The sequence below is a fragment of the Candidatus Moraniibacteriota bacterium genome, assembly GCA_016699795.1.
GTDB lineage: Bacteria > Patescibacteriota > Minisyncoccia > Moranbacterales.
In genome coordinates, this window is sequence record CP065011.1 from 583,283 (window position 1) to 602,640 (window position 19,358).

The following is a 19,358-nucleotide window of genomic DNA, read 5'->3' on the forward strand; positions in this document are numbered from 1 at the left end:
TATTTTCAGTAAGGGAATAACGAGTTCTTTTTTTAGGAGGAAGCTATCATGATCAAAACTCCAGACGTTTACTTTTTCTTTTTCAGAGGAATTCTTTGGACTGGATTTTCTGAAAATATGATGCGTAAAGTATATTCTGTGAAAAAAGGGGATTTCGTTTGTTTTGAAGATGGAGAGGTAAGATGTCTTCGTTGTGGAGGAGAATTTATTTTGAAAACGGATATTAATCTTCCTAAATTTTTATTTTCTTGGGATACAGATTGTTTAGAGGAGAAGCCTTATTGTGCGCGACAAAGAAGCTTCTATTCAACATTAATCTGTCGAAATTGTGACAGACGTCCTTATGTGGAGCACCACGCAAATATTTTATTCGTTGAACAAGAGAATAAGCAAAATAATAACGTTCATCTTTTACAGAAGATGAGTTAACTTTTTTCAAAAAGAGTATCTCTGAGATACTCTTTTTTCTAAATAAAATAAACAATTTCTCAAACTAAATTTAGAATGAAATAATGAGAGAAATTTAAGAATGTTACATTTTCTTTTATTGCTTGTAGTTGTTAGAGTAAGCTCTCTAGGATAGTTTTTGATTTACAAATGAACGAAATAGAAGAAATTAAATCAAAAGTCAATATTGTAGACTTTATTGGAGAATATGTCCGATTAGTAAGATCGGGCTCAGGGTATAAGGGATTATGCCCTTTTCATAATGAAAAAACACCATCTTTTACTGTTTCCGAAGAACGACAGGGTTTTCATTGTTTTGGATGCCAAAAGGGTGGAGATATATTTACTTTTCTTATGGAAATGGAGGGTTTAGATTTTCGAGATGCTCTAGAGATGCTTGCCGAACGTACAGGTACAGAATTGAGAAAAAAAGAAAATTCTTTTGTAGCTATTTCTTCGGAACGATCCGTGGATCCTAAAAGATTATTTCTTCTTTTGGATTTTGCAACAGCTTTTTATGAAAAACAACTTTATGAGGGACAAGGAAAATTTCATGCCAGAGGCTATCTTTCGGAACGGGGAATGTCTGAAGAAATACTAAAGAAATTTAGAATAGGATTTGCCCCTGCTGGTTGGAATAATATTGAGAATTTTCTTGTTTCGCGAGGTTTTAGCTTGGAGGAAATAGAAGAATCGGGCTTGCTTATAAAAAAAGAAGAAAATGTGGGAAGATCTTCAATTCGAAGATATGACAGATTTCGTGAACGAATTATGTTTCCCATTATGGATTCATTAGGAAGGATTATTGGATATAGTGGACGAGTCCTTCCTGATTCGGATGATCAAGGTGCTAAATATATTAATACACCAGAAACCCTTATTTATCATAAAAGTAAAGCGGTATACGGCTTGTTTCAGTCCAAAGAAGCAATTAAACAAAAAAAGAATGTTATCGTAGTAGAAGGAAATATGGATGTTTTAGCTATGCATAAATCTGGATTCGAAAATACAATTGCTGTAAGTGGCACAGCATTAACGAATGAACATTTAAATATTTTGAAACGTTATGCTCGAGAAATTTATTTTTTCTTTGATATGGATGATGCTGGCCAAGAAGCATCGAGAAAAAGTGTAGAAATGGCTAATCAACTAGATATCCCTTCTTGTGTTATTGCTATTTCCGGAGGTAAGGATGCTGCTGATATGGCTATTGAACACACAAAAGAATTATCTCAATTTATTGCAGGAGCTGTGCCTTCTATGGAATATTTTCTAAATAGCTGGTCTTTGAAAGAAAATATGAACGATGCTCAGGGAAAGAGACGATTTGCAGAAAAAGCTCTTTCTATGATTTTTACTATGCAAAATGAAATAGAAATTTCTCATTGGATGTCACGACTTTCCGATCGTTTAGGGGTTGAAATAAATGCGCTTTACGCTATGCTTAAAAAAAGACAAAAAGACGAACGAGTGTACGGGAAGAAGGAAGAAAAAAATTTTAGTGATGAGTCGCGGAGTTTCGGAAGTCGAAGTAGAACGGATATACTGGGAGAAAAAATAGCATCATTTCTTTTTTTTCATAAAAAATTGTGGGAGAAATATGCTCAAGAATTTGAAGAAAAAACAAATCGTATGAAAAATATAGCTCCAGGAACTTTTCTCTTCGAAGTTCTTTTTCGAGCCCGGGATTCTCTTTATGATTTTGATTCTTTTCGACTTATTATTCCGGACACTATTCGAAAAATGGCTGAAAAAGCTCAACATGATATGGAGGTTCAAATAGGACAAACAGGAAATATTTCCCAGACAGATGCTCAAAAAGAAATAGAATATATTTTGGAAGAAATTCAGAAAGAATATTTGAAACAACAGTCCAAGCGAGTACAAGAACGATTGAGTGAAGCGGAAAAGTCTGGAAATTTTCAGGAAATTGCTCAACTGGGAAAGGAAATGACCAATCTTATGATGCAGATTCATAAGAAATAAATTTTTTAAAAAGAAGTAAAGTTATATAATTATTTATTTAAACAGAATGCCATACACGTTAGAAAATAATGTGTACAGTATGCTTTTCGTATTATGGTGGAGAAAAAAATCTTAAAGAAAGAAGTTCGTAGTCGAAAAAATACTTCTACTGAAAAGAAAAAACCTCAAGAATTAAAAGCTAAGAAGGAGATAATAAGAAAGAAAGGTGCTTCGGAGGTAAAAAATTTGAATAAAACGGATTTGCATATTCGAACTATGAAAAAAGATATAAAGAATGTGAATCTAAAAACAGTTTTGAAGGAGAAGAAAATTATTATAAAAAAGGAATCAAAGAAGGATATTTTGAGAAGATCAGCGGAAGAATCTTTGAGAAAAAAAGAACTTGCCTCAAAAAAGAAATATGATTTAAATATTTCTCTTGAGGTTTCTATGGGGGATGAATTTAGTGAAAAATTAATACAAGGCGCCATTGACGAGCTTTTTGCAAAGGGAAAACAACGTGGCTTTGTTACAGAAGACGAAATCATTCATGTTATGCCGGATATGGAGGATACCGTGGATGATGTTGAAAATTTATATGAAAAATTTGAAACAGCAGGTATTCGAGTTTTAAATTCAGACGAGCTTTTACGAATGGATGCCCCCCTGAAAGATAAAAAATCAACAAATAGTAAAGAGGCTGTATCTCGAACTGATTATCTTGTGCATCCTCGAGAGGGTGAAGAAGATGGAAATAGTTCGGATCTCGTTCAGATGTATCTTCGAGAAATTGGAAGGGTAAAACTTCTTACTTTCGAAGATGAAATTCATCTTGCTAAACAAATTGAAAAAGGAGATCCTATATCAAAACAAAGACTTACTGAGGCAAACCTTCGACTTGTGGTGAGTGTTGCTAAGAAATATGTAGGACGATCAAAAAGTTTATCACTTCTTGATCTTATCCAAGAAGGAAATATTGGATTGTTTCGTGCTGTGGAAAAATTTGATTATCGTAAAGGATATAAATTTTCGACATATGCAACATGGTGGATCCGTCAAGCGATAACAAGAGCACTTGCTGATCAGTCTCGAACTATACGAATTCCTGTGCATATGGTAGAAACAATCAATAAATATATGCAGATAAATCGTAGGCTCGTTCAGGAACTTGGAAGAGATCCTCTTGCTGAAGAAATAGCTGCAGAAATGGATGTAGAAGTGGAAAAAATTCGTTATATTCAGAAAATTTCTCAAGAGACGGTTTCTTTGGAAACATCTGTGGGAGAAAGTGATGATGATAGTGTTTTGGGGGATTTTATCGAAGACACAGAAACCCTCATGCCTCATCAAGTAGCTTCTCAAAAACTTCTTAAAAAACATATCGATGAAGTTCTTGCTGATTTATCACCAAGAGAACAGAAAATTCTTACGATTCGTTTTGGTTTAGAGGACGGAGTAACGCATACTCTCGAAGAAGTAGGTCAAGAATTCGGAGTAACTCGAGAACGTATTCGACAGATTGAAGCAAAGGCTTTAGAGAAGATTCGAGAGAATGATCGATCTAAAAAACTTAGGCACTATTGATTTCCTTTTCTTTTTTTGGTAACGTGGGAGATGTTGGTTTATGAAAGGACCAGCATCTCCTGAAAAAGTTTCAGAAAAGAAAAAAAGAGATAAGAAATAAAATTCCGGGATGGCGCTCCGCCAGCTGGCGGAGGTAGCGCAGTTGGTTTGATACATATCTTCATGTATACAGTGTACGTGATTTACAACAAACAGTGTGATAAGATATATATCGGGCAAACAAAGAATCTTAAGAAAAGATTACAGTTTCATAATGAAAAAGTATTCAAAGGATATACTGCTTGATTTGAAGGAGTGTGGGTTGTAATCTATTCTGAAGAATATAAGAGTCGAAAAGAAGTATTAGTAAGAGAAAAACAACTCAAAAGTTATCAGGGTAGAAAGTTTATTAAAAAATACTATATTCCGGGATGGCGCAGCGGTAGCGCAGGTGACTGTTAATCACTTGGTCGTCGGTTCGAATCCGACTCCCGGAGCAGAACTGGAGAACTAGAGTATAAAAGCTCTAGTTTTTCTTTATCTTCGGGCAAATTCGTAGGTTCGAACTGCTTGAATATCGTCTTTATCTCAGAAGAGATTTTTTCAAGGCCGACTAACTTATTATTGGCTTCAATATTGAGTTTTTTCTCAGAAAGTGAGAGGTTCGAACCAATTGCCTTGAATATCTCTTTTCGCTTTTCTTCGTCGCCATCCTTGAATTTTTCTAGTGCATCTTGGGCGAATGCAAGCCATTCCTTGGCTTCTTCAAGTTGGTCTATCCAGTTGGTTGAATTGCTCTCAGAAGCGTCCAAACTTGCTCTAAGGCGTGATTTTTCTTGGGATATGGTATCTTTCTTGGTAATGAACTCACCTTCGCTTAGCTCGCCATTTATTCGCATATCTAGGAGTCTATCTAGCTTTTTGTCACAAGCTTCGAATTCTTTTTTGTGATCCTCGAGTGCTTGTTTCTTTTCTTCGATTTCATCCCTATTTTCTTCCATCAGTTTTTTGATTGCCCATTCCAAGAAAGTTGGATGAATCTTTATTTTCTTGAGAATTTTTATAATTTCTTCTTCAAACTTCTTTTCTTCGACCACTTTTTGATCACATTTTGGATCTAGTCGATGACTGCAATGATAGTAGATGTAATAATGGGTGTTTCCATTCTGACATTTTTTAATTTTGTGTTCAGCTACAACTGATGCTCCGCATATTCCGCATCGTGTTGCTCCAGTATATTTGAAACTATATTTTCTTGGCCTAGTCGTTCCTCGTCGGCCGAGAATCATTTGAGTCTTTTCAAATTCCGCTTGAGAGATCATTGGCTCATGCTTTCCTTTATGCCATTGTCCGCTATCAGATGGGAATTCATACCAGCCATAGTAGAATGGGTTATTCATCATTGCATACCATGAGCTGATGGAAACTTTTTGACCATGCTTGTTTGTAAATTTCCAATCGCTAGTTCCTTTTCTATATGCCTCCGGGGGAGTGAGCTTTCCTGAAGCTACCATCTTCAGCATTTTTTGAATCGTTTCAAATCTTTCAGGGTCTTTTTCAATTTCTTTTTCACCTTTTAGTTTGATGGGATTGTGTTTGTATCCGAGTGGCGACCCATTAGGATACCAACCTCGCTCTGCTTTGTTTCGTAGCCCTCGCTTTGTGTCAGTGCTTAAGTCTCGAATGAATTGATTTGCCATTCCTTGCTCTACAGCCATCACCAGAACATTATCTTCAGGGTAATAACTTCTTCCGAATGTAAAAATATGTTTTATCATCTTACCCTGTAGCATCCAACTTATCGTACCGCTATCTACAGGATTTCTAGACAGGCGATTAAGTTTCCAACAAAGTATTCCATCAGCTTCACCCCGTTTTATTTTTTCAAACATTTCGTTAAAAACTATCCTCCCAGGCTCTTTGGCTGATTTGGATTCATGCATAATTTCAGATATATTCAACCCGTTTTCTTCTGCGAGTCTTTTTAACTCTTCTATTTGTGAGTCGATTGATGCCATTTGTCGATCCTCACTTTCGGATGATTTTCTGGCATAGAGGATGTATTTATTTGCCTTCACTTCTTGGTTCATTGTTTTTATATTAATTGATTAGTTTCTTCAACAAACATCATACTCTAAAACGTTACTAAAGCTAGTGGATAAAAAGCTACATTTCGTACCAGTTAACATCCTCATTAGCGTTGCTTTTGCTGTCCTTCTTTTCTTCTTTTTCCTCTTCATCGTCATCAAACATGTCCATTATGAGGCTTGGCTTTTTAATTTCAAGCTCTTTTTTCTCTTTGAATCGTTCAGGTTCCATCCTTTCAAGCCACCATGCTCCAGCCTTCCAATCTTTCAACATTCCTACTTTTATGCTCTTGTGAGCGAGCTTATGGGTTTCTAATTTAGCAGTCTCTAATCGTTCGCAAAACCCGCAAAACCTTTTTTTATGTCTTATGATTGTGTCCTCACTTATACCCACATAAACACATGCTTTTGATTGGCTCATGCCGTCAGACAGAAGGTTTATAAGGATAGTTTCTTTATCTTTCGTAATTGCAAAAGGACGACCGTTTTTACTGCCTTTGATTTTTTTGTTTGATTTAACCTTTAATTGTTTCGTCATGTTTTTGTTTGTTTCTTTTATGCCAGTTCAAGAGTGTTGAGATACAGAGAAGCCATTTGCGATTTAATTTTCGCATCATATTACTAGAATATTGGACTTTTCTTAGGATCCTTTCTTTCTTCTTTTATGCCGTGTTCTGTCGGATGAGGTTTTGATCAGAATATTATTCACTTTGATTCTGATAGAAGTTTCTTATGTTGCCTCGGAGATTTGGCCTTGGGGTTTAATGTGATGTTCTGCAAGGAGACTTCGTTTTGCAAAACGCCCAATGCTTCTTTTGAGTCGCCCTTGTTGACTACGACTATGACCTAAGATTTGCGGTGTGGTTACCGGCACTATCCTGCCCAATATTTTTTCAATTATGTAGCGTAGGGTTTTATAAGGATCACATTGGATCAGTTTAATCCCGACCTACGCATTTTTTTCGCTTGGTTTATATACTGCAGTTAACAAATCCAACAAAGATTGAGCACATTCAATAGCCTGTTCGTCGCTTATTTCTTCGCCGAACTCTCGTAGATGCATCTTTTTCAATTGTTGGATTTCTTCTTTTGATAACATAAAAACCATACATTATTTGTATGGTAATTATAAAAGTTATTATTTTTACTGAGTTACGCTAAGTGGACTACTTAATGTAACGCTTCAATCTGTGCTTGTTTGTTTTGAATTTTGAGATTGCTTTTTCAGGATCCTTGTCTATTTTATCTTGATATTTTTCATCATCATCGTGTATTCTGTATAAAATATCGAGGTAATTTTCAGTTTCGTACTCATTTGTGTTTCCATCGAGGGATGTTCTTTTTGTTATCTTTGAAGCTTTAATTTGTTCCTCGATGTTTTTAAAAAATGTCTTTGAAATTCTTCGCCTAGGTGATTCACTATTATCTAATCTACTTGAAATGATTGGCCAGCTATTTCTTAGATCGTTTAGAGTGGCATTTTTATCAAGACGCAGAACAACATCTCCCTTGTCGGATTCTATTTTGATGCTAGTTGTTTCGGGTGGGCAATAATAACCACAGGCTATAAAATTCAACACTGGAATTTCCCATGTTTTTGACAGGTTGAATTTAGAGAAGAATCCATTGAACCATGTCATGAATTCAATATCCTCATCTTTTATAATTTTTTCACCAAGCGTTGCTCCATATTCATGTGCAAGTTTATGATTTTTAAAACTTTTGATCGAAAAAATATCACCAACCATTTCGTCGGTTAGTTTAAGTTTAATGTGCCATTCAAGTATTTCTTCAAAAAACCTTGTATTTTCATACATCTTTTCCATGAAAATCTGGTGGTTTTTGAAGAAATTTCTCTCAAAATAGCCTAATTTAGTATGAGCCCTTCCTGTTTTACTCATAATTTCATTGTAGTCTCTCATTCAAACCAAGTAAATGGTTGTATTTAAAGCAATTTGATGGTATTTTATATGTGATACCACAAGTTAATAAATACTGAGGCAAAACCCTGGGTTTTTTGTCCTATCACGCCCTTTAGCGGGCGGCTCGATGCACATGATAGGACACCTCGGTGTTTCTTGACTTGTGGTATCCGTCGGGTCGTCCACTCAAGCGGAACCACTCGGCGACTTAATTATTAAGTCGTTTTTATTATGGAAAATCATCAAGAGGAGCCACAAGCAAAAAGCAATTCAAATCTTGAACAAAAATGGTGGTTCAGAATTGCGAAAGTGGCATATATTTTTTTGTACTTGTTTTTTGCAATATTAATTATCGCTTCAGGAGTGGATAATTTTTATAGTTATGACACTGTTATGAAATCGAATAGTTATACTCCAGGATTCGCATTTCTCAATATGCTAATAGTTATTGCTATTGGTTTTATCATAACTAAAATCACAAAGATAACATTTTTTTACATATTTCTTGCACAAAAGCCTAATTGGAAAAAAGAATTAACTAAGATATTTTAATAGCCCAATGAATAAAAATATTAAAATTATTACATCTATAACACTCATAGTCATCGTGCTCGGTGGTGTTTATATGTTTGGGGAACACAGAGGCAAGAGCAATTCGCAATCACTTGATAAGCAACAGCTTGAAAATCTGATGCGAAGTATTGATGAGCAATCATCTAAAATTGATAACTTGCAAGAAGAAAGTGTTGCGACAAAAAAGAGTAACTCTGTTATTGATACTCAGGCAATAATAAAGTCGTCTATGGAAAAGAGTGACCGTGAAGAACAGGCAAAATGCCAGCAAGAGTTAAGTGAATACAGTGCTTGCTTAAGTGAATATAATTCTAAGATGGCAGAATATAATTCATGTCTGACTGAAAGTTCTGACCCAAGCTCTTGGCGTTATAAATCCTATTGCTCAAAACCTTCAAATTATTGTTTCAAGCCAGTTTGTGCTTATTAAATTGCCTACAGTAAGACTTGCTGGTTTACACAATTTACGGAAATATGCTATCCTATAAACATGAACGATGCATATTTTGGAAATAAAAAGATTTGTATAACGCAAAGACGTTATCTTGGCTCTAAAACTAAGCTACTATCATTTATAGATAGTATACTTGAAGGTGAGAATATAGAGTTTAATTCTTTCGCTGATATTTTTGCTGGAACTGGCACTGTTGCCAATCATTTTTATAATCGCTCTAAAATTATAGTGAATGATATTTTAGATTCAAATTCTCATGTCTACACAGCGTTTTTTGGTAAGGACATAATCAGGGAACAAAAACTGAAAGAACGACTAAAACATTATAATGACATTGAAATCAAAGAATATGATGAAAATTATTTTTCAAAAAACTTTTCAAACACTTATTTTGACGCAGAAAACGCTAAAAAAATAGGAATTATTAGGGATGATATTGAAAAATTATTTGAAGAAAAAATAATTACCAGTAGAGAAAAATCTTATTTACTGACATCTTTGATTTACGCACTTGATAGAATTGCCAACACGGTTGGCCATTACGACGCATACAGAAAAATTGATATTCCAAATAAAAAACTATTCTTGCTACCCCTTGATATAGCAAACTCTCGCTACTCTGCCAAAATCTACAAAGATGACGCTAATGAGTTGGTAAAAAAAATAAAAGCAGATGTTGTTTATATTGACCCGCCGTATAATTCTAGGCAGTATTCAGATTCTTATCACTTATTAGAAAATATCGCTACTTGGAAAAAGGAGACAGTTTTTGGTGTTGCCAAAAAAATTGACCGCTCTCACATCAAAAGCGAGTACAACATGAAATCTGCAGGCGTTGCCTTTGGCGATTTAATAGATAATATTAATGCGAAATATATCCTTGTTTCTTATAATGATATGGGGACTTCGGGTAATGCTCGTTCACAATCACGTATCAGTGACCATGAGATTTTGTCGTCGTTAAAACGGCGAGGTGAGGTAAAAGTCTTTGAAACCAACTTCAAACAATTCACTACTGGAAAATCGAGCAAGGATGATCTAAAAGAACGCATATTTTTGTGTAAGGTAGACATTGTCTCAAGAAACAATAAGGCGATAATTGCCTCAAAAAATAATCCTGTTCAAGCTGGCTTTGTAAAATCACCCCTTAACTACACTGGCGGAAAACATAAACTTTTACCGCAAATAACAAAGTTATTTCCAGTTGGTATAAAAACTTTTTATGATGTATTTTCTGGCGGTGCGAATGTTGGAATTAACTCTACGGCTAAAAATATAATCTGTATTGAAAAAAATCGTTATGTAGTAAGTCTGTTGAAGTTAATACAAAATGATAATTTTGAAGATTTGAATCAAAAAGTGATTGACATTATAGATAAATTTGGTTTAAGCCAGAGCTATATAAAGGGCTACGACCATTATAATGTGGATAGTTCATCGGGTCTTGGTCAATACAATAAAGACGCTTTTCTAAATCTTCGCAGTGAGTTTAATAAAGAAAAAACAAGAATTGATTTATTGTTGGTGCTTGTTTTGTATTCTTTCAATAACCAAATTAGATTTAATTCAAATGGCGATTTTAATTTACCAGTTGGAAAACGGGATTATAATGGTAGTTCGAGGAGAAATGTTGCGTCTTTCAGCCAAGTATCAAACGAGAAAAAAATAGCATTTAAAAATTGTGATTTTCGTGATGTTGAAAAAATGTCATTAATGAAAGATGATTTTGTGTATTTAGATCCACCATATTTGCTGGGTCTTGCTAGTTATAATGAAAAGGGAGGCTGGACAGAAAAAGATGAGAAAGACTTATATATACTCTTGACCAGACTCGATAAGAAAGGAATTAGATTTGCTTTATCAAATGTTTTAGAGCATAAAGGCAAAACTAATACAATTATGAAAAACTGGGCAAAAAAGCATAGTTACAAGATTCATAAACTAAACTATGACTACAAAAACTCAAATTATCACTCTACTGCAAAAAATAATAAAACCGTAGAGGTGCTTATTACAAATTACTGATTTTTGTGGCATACTGAAATTATGTTAAAAGCGTGGTCAATTACAACAACAGTTAGAAACCCGGAGCGTCTTCGTGATTTTTTGGTTGCTTTAAAGCCCCTTGAAAATAAAACTTGGGACAATGCTAATCAGGAAAATTATCAAAAACTTTTAATCAAGAACCGTCTATATGGTTTTGGTAATGCACAATTTTATAATGGATTGACTGCAGATATTGTAAAGATGATAAATGATACCGACAGTGAAATTAATGACAACACGGTAGATGAAATCATAAGATTGAAGAATTATACGGAATTTGCAATGCGTGGTCGTCAATCAATAAATCCTCTTACAAAATTTGGATTTGTAATTATAGATAATGGCATAGTTAAAATAACAGAGCTTGGAAAGAAACTTATAGCTAGTGAAAAAGACGCTGGTGATGTGTTTCTGAAGTCGTTTATAAAATGGCAAATACCAAACCCAGCTAGTAACGATTTTCCAGATGATGGCGATTATGATGTCGTGCCTTTCGTTGCAACTCTTAAATTGATAAGCGAAGTTAATAGAATTGAAGCAGGGAAAGGAAATAATGCAGTTGGAATTAGTAAACGAGAGTTTTCATTATTTGTTCCATCATTGGTTAAGTATGCGGATATTGAAAAATATGCAGAGGAAATTGTTAAATTACGAACCCTGCAAAAAGGAAAAAAGAAGCAAGAACGAAAAGAGATTCGAGATAATTATCGTAAACAATTCGCAACCAACTTTTTGGGCACGAGTAAACAGACTGCGATCGATAAACTACTCCAAAATCTGAGGGATTATGGGGATAATGCAATTAGGTATTTCCGTCTAACAAAGTTTATCCGTATTCGTGGCAATGGTTTTTATATTGATTTGGAGCCAAATCGTCGCATTGAGATCGAAGCTTTATTTGAAAGTGAATTTTATAAGCCAAAACATTTTGCAGATAGAAATGAATATGTTTCCTATATGTCTGATGACAACTTGCCTGTATTGCCTTGGCAGACAAAAGATAAATTATCTAAAATTGCTAGCGATGTCTATAAGGATGTAATTGAATTGCAGAGCAATCTTGGTTTGGCGGTTGAAAGCAAGAAAGAGATATCGGCAATGTCTGAAAATGATCTAGTATTGTATGTTAATGATTTGCGAGAAACTCGTAAGGAATTGCAAGAAAAGGACAATCATATCAAATCTCAACCAGTTTCATCAATCACTCAATATATTGAGCAACTAGAAGGAATTTTTGAATTTGAAAACCGTGCTTTAATGCTTGAATATCTCTCAACAATGGGACTTCACGCACTCAATGACGCAAAGGAAATTAAACCTAATTATCCAGTTGGAGATGATAACGAGCCGACATCAACTGCTCCTGGCGGTATGGCAGACATTGAATGTTTTTATGACAACTTTAATATGATCTGTGAAGTTACGATGTTGAATGGCCGTGACCAATGGTTTAATGAAGGACAACCAGTTATGCGACATTTGCGTGATTTTGAAAACTCACACGACAATGCTTATTGTATTTTCATTGCACCAAAAATTCATACTGATAGTGCTGAAACTTTCCATATTGCTAACACAGTTGGATATAAGGGTAGCAAGCAAAAAATTGCACCGCTCACGATAAAACAATTTGTTGAATTATTAAAAACACTCAAAAAAATACGTGAGGCAAATAAAAATTTCACGCACAACAGTTTGAAAATTTTAATTAACGATATTGCTGATAGTGCCAACAGTATTAGTAATTCTGATGATTGGGTTGCAAATACACAGAATATCGTCAATTCTTGGGCTATTAGTTTAGTAAGTGCGTAGCTCTTCCAAATTTTCCTACAAGTAATGCTCCTTGCGGAAGCATTATCTATATGATTTATAGATAAAAAATTTTCGTTATTTTAGATTAATAACTCTCCTTAACTCTCTTTTTGTGCTATTTTTTATATATGGTACAGAAAAGAGAAAATATCTTCGAAGTATATAAGCCTCTAAGGAACCACTTGAGAAAGTGTGAACTTGCTAATTCCTTGGAGGTAATAAGAGCATATGCTCAAAATTTGCAATTTGGTAATAATAACTTTCCGCCTTATGTAGAAGTTTTAAATGAATTTTTGCAAAAGGATCATATTCAGAAAACAAGATGGGTTTCCGAATGGAATCTGGAAATTCTAGCTAAAGAAGTAATAATAAATTCACCTATAAATGAGTGGAACGCAAAAACATTTAGACGGTGGTCGTATTTTATTGGTGCTGTTAATAAGCTTAAAGATATAGAAGGTAAAATTGCTACTGATCACATAGATGTATCAAATGTGCTTCGAGAATTAGAAAGAATGGCTCATGGTCAATTTGGCTGGCAAATCGGTCGCCCAAGTGCGGAGCTAATGGCAAGGTATTATAGAATTTATAGCACGTCCGAAATGGATACCTTAATAAGAGGTGCTATTGGATTAACAACAAAAGAGCTTTATTTTATGGGAGTTGCACTTACAGGATCATTTTTAACGCATTTTGCTTTGCATTATCCTCCTAAAATTGAAATTCCTGGATTAACTCAAGAAGCTATGGATAAATTTCTAAAGCATTTTTCATCCGATATTACTACTTTGAAAGAAAAATTAATATGCGAACAAAACATAAATGAAAATTATTTTTACGCCTTTTCTTCCTTGAGAGGATATCCAATTATAAAGATGGATTTTGAAGGCAGATTTTGCTTAACTTGTCCCATTCCTACGCTTTTATTCTGGAGAATCACTAGTGGATTATATTACGAAGTGGTCGATCAAAAAGGTTTTGACAATGCATTCGGAGCTTCATTTCAAAAGTATATTGGTGATTGTATTTCTGCTTCAATTACTAATGAGAATATAACGGCATTACCTGAGGAAAAAATTAGAGAAGGAAAAAATGAAAAAGATACGGTGGATTGGATAATCGATGATGGTAAATCTGCTATTTTTATTGAGTGCAAGGCAAAGAGAATGACAATGCCTTCAAAGACTGAGTTGGTTATAAGTGATGCTTTCAGGAGGGATGTCGAGAAAATGGCTGGTTTTGTTGTTCAGGTTTATAAAACCATAAAAGACTACCGAGCTGGAAAATATCTATCATATAGTTATGATGAAAAGAGGAAAGTATATCCGCTCGTGGTAACTCTCGAAGACTGGCACTTGTTCGGGGATAATGATTTATTGAAAGCCAAGATTGAAGAAAAATTAAAGGCGGAAAATATATCACTGGATTGGTTGTCTAGTATGCCTTATACGATATGCTCGGCTCAAGAATTTGAAGAAATGATTCAGATTATTCAATTTAAGGGCATAGATGGAGTTGTTGGTAAAAAATCGAAAGATCCTGAAAAAGTTAAATGGGCAATGGCAAGTTTTCTGTCTTCTGAATATCCAGATGAGCATAAAAATACTAAAGCTTTATTTTTGAAAGACTTCAATTCTATTTTTCCAGATGAGATAGTCAAAAAAATAAAGATCAAATAAAATTATGACATTGATTCTAGGTGTCCACATGGCCACAAAAACATTTTTAATATCAGATACTAGACTTACTAAGCAAATGAGCGATGGCAGTTTTAAGTATGAAGATACTATCAATAAATCTTTTTCTTTGAACAAAAGAATGAGTGGGATAGCGGCAGGACATGTTCAGCTTGCCGCTTTTGTGTTGAAGAAATTGAGGGAAAAAATTTCAGATGATTCTTTTATGATGGACTTAGAAAAAACAATCAATGAAAATGCAAACGATATCATTAAGGATTTTGTAAATACAACAATGATGACTAATCAGTTTACGGCAATGATATTCGCAGGATTTGATCGTGGTAGGGGGAAGAAAATAGGGGCAGCCATGCTTGGAAATGTAATGTCTGCAGAGTTAGCCTCTAGGGGAAATGGTTCGAGAATGAATCAGGCCGTTCATGCTAAAATTAAAGATGCATTAGCAGAAAATCTGATAAAAAGGGGTACGCTTGGAAAGGACTCCTTTATTGATGTAGATTTACCAAATTCAAGAATGCTTTCCCTGAAAATTGGAACTCGTCAATATGCCAATGGAAACTTCTATGAATTAAAAGAAATTGAATGCTATAACTATGTTTCTTTCTATCCTGATCAAGAATTCAAGAGCGTTATTTTGCCAAATACCTTGTTAACAAGTATTGAATTTCCTGAATTTGAGACTGTTTCCCCAAAAGAAGATGCTTTTGTTTATAGTGACTCAATCAAGCTTATCAATTTTGTAAGGAAGGTTGTTAGGGAAAATAACTTTGTAAATGTTGGCGGCAATATCTTTCCTTTAATAGTTTTGCCTGAAGGGAGTATATTTCCTACGGGAGATATTGCAGTAATGGAAGATGGGAGACCCAAGATTATTGGGGGAATTCATTCTATCGATAATGTTTTATGCTATACATTGCCTGATGGCACAAAAGGTCAATTTCAAACTATTGAGGGCTTGGGCGAAAATCCTTCAGTTACTCAATTACAAATATGAACAATGACGATTTGAAAAAAATAAAGAAGTACATTGGAGTTGCTGAAAAAATAAGGAATTCAAACTTCATCAAAAATACAAAGCAGGTTAGTTTTAAGATGAATATCGAAATAGACAAGCCTGTTCGTTTTGAATCCACTGGATTTGATGAAGACCTGCTCAAATCAGCCTTGATGGATTTTAGAAAAATATACATGAAAAAAGACAGCACTAATTTTTTTCGTATATATAACTTGATATACAAAAATACCGATGATATTGCGATTAAGAACAATATAGAGAAGTGTAGAGAGATTTATGCGAAAATACTTAGTAGACCGACATCCATAGGAATATACATAAACAAAGAGCTTCAAAATGTCGAAAAGATTATAGATGATTGGCTATACGGATACTATTTTCATGAAGATGATGAGAGAGAAGAAAAAATGCAGGCCATAATGATAGGGCAACTATTTCATAGAGCATCATTCGTAACTTCCATTATAGATCTGATGAAAATTGCTATTGTTATGTCTAATAATGCAAAAAAGATTATATCGGAGTATGAGAGTTGACCTTTATTCGACTTGGTTAGCTTTTGTAAGGAGTGCTTTTGGGCAGTAGTAAATCATTTTTTTCAAAAAAATCTTTCCATACATACATGCACCCTTGCACAACTCCTTTCAGGTCGTATTGATTACCTTTAAAGGTTACTAGATAATTACCCATAAATATCCCTTCCTCTTCTTTTAAATGTAGCGTTTCTTTTCTTTCTTGAGCCTCTTTAAGTTCTTTTGTAGATGCCTTAAAAATAGAACCCCCATAAGGCACTATTTTTGTGTCAGGATCATTTGGCTTGTATTTTAATACTGCATGCTTTGATTTATTGCATAAATCACGACACATCTGGAATTGCACAGGAGAATCATGATTTTCGAAAGTTGGAAGTTTATCCTTTATGAGTTTATCAACCTTGCCATCTTCTTGAACCCACTCTCTGAGGTGATAGCAAGTTAGGAGGAAATCATAAACATCATCTAATCTCTCCTGAGAACTTTTTGAAAAAGTAGTACTTTCAAAATCGGCTATGATCTTGTCATGAACTCGCTCCATACGCCTGTATTGACTTTCAAGGCTTTCTGAATAATCTTCTCTTGATTTTGTCATAAGATTAGGGTTAATAATTATATTATCAATTATAGCATTTTATGCCTAATGGGTTCGTATCATTTTCAACTCGTGGAGCCATCTTTCGCCAAGGCTACAGAATGGCATGCCACAATGGTAAACTATTTATGTAACTATTGGTCTTAAACTATGCTATGCACACTACACCTATATCCTCTTGAGTTCAAAATCTCATATTTTTTATTTTGGCTCAACAAATAATCTCAAAGAAAGAATAATTTCGCACAATACAGGAAAAGTAAAATCAACAAAGCCACATCTACCGTGGAAGATTGTTTGGTATGGAGTATTTTCTACAGAGAAAGAAGTAAGAGATTTTGAACTCTATCTCAAAACGGGTTTAGGTAAGGCCTTTGCGTATAAACGACTTATTTCTGTAGCTTTGGCGAAAGATTTTTTAGGGGGTCGTAATGGTATTACGAAACTTTAGTGAAGTATACCGACTCCCGGAGCACATGTAAAAAGAGCTTTTTAAGGCTATTTTATGCTATTATATTTATTTTGATTATTTAATAATCTTACTAAAATAAATTTCTATGAATAATATTCCACAAATTGAAATGTGGGGAGGATGTGATGGTGACAAAAAAGGCATCGAAATAAAAGGCAATGGTTGTAATTTATATGGAGGTAGTGTTAATGTTAATATTCATGGCGTTAAAATGAGTGGCGTTGGGATAAAGAATGATGAAGGATCAACCGCAATTATTAGTGATATTGAAACAGATTCCCAAATAATCAATATGGGAGGAAGCTTTCTTAATCTTGAAAGAGCTAAAATTTTTATTAAGAGTGAAAAAATAAAATTACTGGATAATGTTTTTGTGCGAGCAATTAGCTTACTTTCTTCTGTAGCTGGTTTAGTTACTTTTATCTATTGGCTTTTTGCTTAGTTTTTGAAATTAGTTTTAACTTCCTCCAGACATCGGAGCCAATATTTTTTAAGGGCTTATTCAAAACTATTTTTTATGCCTGAGTAGGTAGGATAGTAGAACTTTTTGTGATAAAATAAAATTATAAAAATAACATTCAAAAAAGTGAAACAAAATAAAAAAGGCAACATCGCTGTGATAACAATTATTATTGTGATTGTGGCAATTACGGCAGGAACTATCGGCTGGTTGTTTGCGAAAAGAACACAAACACCAATAATGCAAAATCAAGCAAAAGAAGAAAATCTACCTCTTACACAACAGGATAAAAGTTTGAAATATGACATTCATTTTCCAGACCGATATTCGGGAACAGGATGCTATAAAAAAGAAGCTGATGGAACCGAGAATCAATATGAATTTAGGGAAGACTTTAATATCGATGCTCCGACAACGACAGTCAAATATTCGAATACTGAAAAAGGAATTTCTTTTGATATTCCATTTAATCCAAACTGGGGGAATGAAGATTGTAAAGTAAAACCATATATTGAATTTACGCACTCTTCCGGCGACATTTCGATTGAATTTAGCAAGCCGACGGCGCCGGTGGGAAGGGAGTTCGGCCTAATAATATCAAAATATAGACCAGCGGAAGATATAATTACTGCTGAACAGAAAGATGTTTACCCAAATCCTAATCCTCGGAAAAAAACTATCGGAGATAAAAATATGATAGTTTATGATGACTACGGAATGATCCAAGTAACACATTACGAAGTTATTGGAAAAAAGTATAACTACATATTTAGTTATAGCAACTACGATTCTTCTCTCAATGATAGTCTCATAAAATCACTAGAGAGTATAATTGCTGACATGGAAATAAAGAATGTTGAATAGCACAGTATGGCAACTACGTGATCATCAAGCAGGTTCTAATGGCGTCCCAGTCCGCGGAGCTCTTAAAAAAAATCGCTTACCCAAGATTTTTTTTGGTATCAAAAAATGGGATGGGAACTGGAAATTAGAATTGGAGACGATAGAGATGCAAGAGATAATATAATTCTCACAAAAAACCACGTACAATAAGAAAATTTTTTTAATAGACAGAGGATATCAATTTCTAACCTTAAAGATGTGGACATTCAAATAAAAGTTGGAATTATAGTAATAAACGAGCGGGGGGACATTCTCCTTATTAAAGAAAAGTTGGAAAAGAACTCAATCTCTCTTTGGAATATTGTTAAAGGGTCCTACCAAGGGGGGGAGACCATTATGCAAGCAGCAATAAGAGAATGTATGGAGGAGGCTTCTGCAAACGTGAAGCTCCTATCTTCTTTGGGGACGTATGTTGCTGAAGAGCAAGGTAAGATTAGGGCGCAATTTAATTTCTTGGCTCGAGCTAATTCTGATATCATTGCTCTGGCGTTGGAAAAAGATCAACAGTCGAGAGGTGAGGCGATTGAAGACACTTGTTGGTTCACGAGGGAAAATGTGGGAAAGATTGGAAAAGAAGAGTTCGCTTCATTAAGGGCATACCAACTTATTCAAGACTGGTTGTCTGGAAAAGAGTTCCCTATCGATTCTATTCAGCAGGTTTCCATGTAGAAAGGAAGAATAAGTAAAAGAAAAAGAGTCGTGCTAACTCTTTTTAATTATGTCTCCCGATACTAGGGATGACTTATATTTAGTATGAGCGTTTCGTGAAATCTTTTTACATCTATTTTCAGTGACAGGAGTCGAAGTTTAT

At 34.5% G+C, this 19,358-nt stretch carries 20 protein-coding genes, 1 tRNA gene and 1 pseudogene; 17 read left to right on the top strand and 5 right to left on the bottom strand.

Annotated elements, in window-relative coordinates; genetic code table 11:
- Window positions 1-48 precede the first annotated feature (48 nt).
- The 5 genes and pseudogenes from IPN70_02840 (at window position 49) to IPN70_02860 (ending at window position 4,472) form a co-directional block, all read left to right on the top strand.
- Window positions 49-429, top strand: coding sequence for a hypothetical protein (locus IPN70_02840; protein QQS61828.1), 381 nt, complete (start codon window positions 49-51; stop codon window positions 427-429).
- A gap of 168 nt (window positions 430-597) precedes the next feature.
- A complete protein-coding gene (locus tag IPN70_02845; GenBank protein ID QQS61829.1) occupies window positions 598-2,433 on the top strand; it encodes a DNA primase in 1,836 nt (611 codons plus the stop codon).
- A 429-nt stretch (window positions 2,434-2,862) separates the two neighbouring features.
- Window positions 2,863-3,996, top strand: coding sequence for an RNA polymerase sigma factor RpoD (gene rpoD, locus IPN70_02850; protein QQS61848.1), 1,134 nt, complete (start codon window positions 2,863-2,865; stop codon window positions 3,994-3,996).
- Between the two features lie 162 nt (window positions 3,997-4,158).
- Window positions 4,159-4,437 (top strand): annotated as a pseudogene (locus IPN70_02855) (GIY-YIG nuclease family protein).
- Window positions 4,401-4,472, top strand: a tRNA-Asn gene (locus IPN70_02860). The pseudogene IPN70_02855 and the gene IPN70_02860 overlap by 37 nt, the downstream one beginning before the upstream one ends.
- On the opposite strand, the gene IPN70_02865 is transcribed toward IPN70_02860, so the two are convergent.
- The 4 genes from IPN70_02865 to IPN70_02880 all read right to left on the bottom strand — a co-directional run bounded on the left by IPN70_02865 (window position 4,434) and on the right by IPN70_02880 (window position 7,963).
- The gene (locus tag IPN70_02865; GenBank protein QQS61849.1) at window positions 4,434-5,693 is read right to left on the bottom strand and encodes a recombinase zinc beta ribbon domain-containing protein; all 1,260 of its coding nucleotides are present in this window, start codon (window positions 5,691-5,693) and stop codon (window positions 4,434-4,436) included. The genes IPN70_02860 and IPN70_02865 overlap by 39 nt on opposite strands.
- Window positions 5,694-6,141: 448 nt before the next feature.
- Window positions 6,142-6,600 (bottom strand): hypothetical protein, encoded by a 459-nt coding sequence (locus IPN70_02870; protein ID QQS61830.1) that lies wholly within the window; start codon window positions 6,598-6,600, stop codon window positions 6,142-6,144.
- A gap of 411 nt (window positions 6,601-7,011) precedes the next feature.
- Window positions 7,012-7,170 carry a hypothetical protein gene (locus IPN70_02875; protein ID QQS61831.1) on the bottom strand — a complete coding sequence of 53 codons (159 nt, stop codon included), beginning with the start codon at window positions 7,168-7,170 and terminating at the stop codon, window positions 7,012-7,014.
- A gap of 58 nt (window positions 7,171-7,228) precedes the next feature.
- Window positions 7,229-7,963 (bottom strand): hypothetical protein, encoded by a 735-nt coding sequence (locus IPN70_02880; GenBank protein QQS61832.1) that lies wholly within the window; start codon window positions 7,961-7,963, stop codon window positions 7,229-7,231.
- Between the two features lie 252 nt (window positions 7,964-8,215).
- Here IPN70_02880 and IPN70_02885 point away from each other — a divergent pair, with 252 nt between their 5' ends.
- The 7 genes from IPN70_02885 (at window position 8,216) to IPN70_02915 (ending at window position 16,120) form a co-directional block, all read left to right on the top strand.
- Entirely contained in the window at window positions 8,216-8,536 is a 321-nt protein-coding gene (locus tag IPN70_02885; protein ID QQS61833.1) for a hypothetical protein, read from the top strand.
- 7 nt (window positions 8,537-8,543) lie between these two features.
- Complete coding sequence (locus tag IPN70_02890; protein ID QQS61834.1) at window positions 8,544-8,987, top strand: hypothetical protein; 444 nt, start codon at window positions 8,544-8,546, stop codon at window positions 8,985-8,987.
- A gap of 60 nt (window positions 8,988-9,047) precedes the next feature.
- Entirely contained in the window at window positions 9,048-11,036 is a 1,989-nt protein-coding gene (locus tag IPN70_02895) for a Dam family site-specific DNA-(adenine-N6)-methyltransferase (GenBank protein QQS61835.1), read from the top strand.
- Between the two features lie 21 nt (window positions 11,037-11,057).
- Entirely contained in the window at window positions 11,058-12,872 is a 1,815-nt protein-coding gene (locus tag IPN70_02900) for an AlwI family type II restriction endonuclease (GenBank protein QQS60816.1), read from the top strand.
- Between the two features lie 128 nt (window positions 12,873-13,000).
- Window positions 13,001-14,551: a hypothetical protein gene (locus tag IPN70_02905; GenBank protein ID QQS60817.1), complete on the top strand. Its 1,551-nt coding sequence runs from the start codon at window positions 13,001-13,003 to the stop codon at window positions 14,549-14,551.
- Between the two features lie 28 nt (window positions 14,552-14,579).
- Window positions 14,580-15,563, top strand: coding sequence for a hypothetical protein (locus IPN70_02910; GenBank protein QQS60818.1), 984 nt, complete (start codon window positions 14,580-14,582; stop codon window positions 15,561-15,563).
- Window positions 15,560-16,120, top strand: coding sequence for a hypothetical protein (locus IPN70_02915; protein ID QQS60819.1), 561 nt, complete (start codon window positions 15,560-15,562; stop codon window positions 16,118-16,120). The genes IPN70_02910 and IPN70_02915 overlap by 4 nt, the downstream gene beginning before the upstream one ends.
- A gap of 16 nt (window positions 16,121-16,136) precedes the next feature.
- Here the strand turns inward: IPN70_02915 and IPN70_02920 are convergent, their stop codons facing one another.
- Complete coding sequence (locus IPN70_02920) at window positions 16,137-16,712, bottom strand: hypothetical protein (protein QQS60820.1); 576 nt, start codon at window positions 16,710-16,712, stop codon at window positions 16,137-16,139.
- 172 nt (window positions 16,713-16,884) lie between these two features.
- On the opposite strand from IPN70_02920, the gene IPN70_02925 reads away from it, so the two are divergent.
- From IPN70_02925 to IPN70_02945, 5 genes are all read left to right on the top strand, one after another.
- On the top strand, window positions 16,885-17,163 hold the full coding sequence (locus IPN70_02925) for a GIY-YIG nuclease family protein (GenBank protein ID QQS61850.1): 279 nt from the start codon (window positions 16,885-16,887) through the stop codon (window positions 17,161-17,163).
- Between the two features lie 106 nt (window positions 17,164-17,269).
- A complete protein-coding gene (locus tag IPN70_02930; GenBank protein ID QQS60821.1) occupies window positions 17,270-17,626 on the top strand; it encodes a hypothetical protein in 357 nt (118 codons plus the stop codon).
- 174 nt (window positions 17,627-17,800) lie between these two features.
- Window positions 17,801-18,508 (top strand): hypothetical protein, encoded by a 708-nt coding sequence (locus IPN70_02935; protein ID QQS60822.1) that lies wholly within the window; start codon window positions 17,801-17,803, stop codon window positions 18,506-18,508.
- A complete protein-coding gene (locus IPN70_02940; protein QQS60823.1) occupies window positions 18,498-18,671 on the top strand; it encodes a hypothetical protein in 174 nt (57 codons plus the stop codon). Before IPN70_02935 ends, IPN70_02940 begins: the two co-directional genes overlap by 11 nt.
- Window positions 18,672-18,745: 74 nt before the next feature.
- Window positions 18,746-19,216 (top strand): NUDIX hydrolase, encoded by a 471-nt coding sequence (locus IPN70_02945; GenBank protein QQS60824.1) that lies wholly within the window; start codon window positions 18,746-18,748, stop codon window positions 19,214-19,216.
- Window positions 19,217-19,358 lie beyond the last annotated feature (142 nt).